Below are 951 nucleotides of genomic sequence, written 5' to 3'. Positions count from 1 at the left end.
GCGCAGCAGCTCGCGGATCGCGCGGACGACCAGGTCGTCGGCGCGGGTCTCCGCGTACAGGCCCTTGGGGCCTGCCTTGCCGAACGGCGTGCGTACGCCGTCGACGAACACGACGTCGCGTGCGGTGCGAGGCACGGTGTCGTCCTCCCTGCGGTGGGCTCCGGTGAAGGGTGTCGAGGCTCGCGCCGCCCGGCTCGATGCCTGCCTGTGCCGGGCGGCACGAGTACCCGCGGCAGCGATGCTACTCGCTGGTAACCACAAATGCTACTCGTCAGTAACCACTGACGCGGCCCCGGCACCGGCGCCCTTGTCCGGCCGGTGGCGGCTGGGTACCGTGGCTCGACGGAGGAGGGCGCGGTGACGCACGCGAGGCCCGCATACCGGCCGGGGATACGGCGCCGGACCGGGCACATCCGCGACCTCGCCGCGCTCTTACTGCGCACCGGTCTGCTGTTCTCCGGCGGCCCGCGGCGCGTCCTCCGGCAGATCGGCGCGCTCCGCCGCTGGGGCACCACGCTCGCCGGGCTCGTCGCCGCCTCCGCCGCCCGCTCCCCGGCGCGCCCCGCGCTGATCGACGACGCGGGCTCCCTCACGTTCGGCGAACTCGACGAGCGCGCCGCGCGGCTGGCCGCCGGGCTGCCGCTGCAGGGCCCGCGCCCCCGCGTCGGGGTGCTGTGCCGCAACCACCGGGGCATGGTCGAGACGCTCGTCGCCTGCAGCCGGCGCGGCGCCGAGGTCGTCCTGCTCAACACCGGGTTCGGCAAGGGGCAGCTCAGCGCCGTCCTCAGCGAGCTGCGCCCCACCCTGATCGTCGCCGACGCCGAGTTCGCCCCGCTGCTGCGCAGCGTGCCGGTCGCGCTGCGCCGCAACGTCCTGTGGGCCGACCGGCGGCCGGGCCCCGCGCCGGCGATGCCGCTCGCCGCGCCCGTCCCGCTCGACACGCTGCCGCCC

The 951-nt window shown here is 76.3% G+C and carries 1 protein-coding gene and 1 pseudogene; one reads left to right on the top strand and one right to left on the bottom strand.

Features of this window, described 5'->3' with window-relative positions; genetic code table 11:
- Positions 1 to 135 (bottom strand): annotated as a pseudogene (locus E1200_RS33425) (acetyl-CoA C-acyltransferase); the annotation flags it as partial.
- Between the two features lie 222 nt (positions 136 to 357).
- Between E1200_RS33425 and E1200_RS33420 the strand changes: the two are divergent.
- Positions 358 to 951, top strand: a 594-nt coding sequence (locus E1200_RS33420) for an AMP-binding protein (protein ID WP_165950573.1), incomplete at its 3' end; no start/stop codon positions are given.

It is taken from the genome of Actinomadura sp. GC306, from assembly GCF_004348665.1.
Lineage (GTDB): Bacteria > Actinomycetota > Actinomycetes > Streptosporangiales > Streptosporangiaceae > Spirillospora.
Note: the sequence above shows the minus strand (reverse complement) of the source record. Positions and strands in the feature narration are given on the sequence as shown.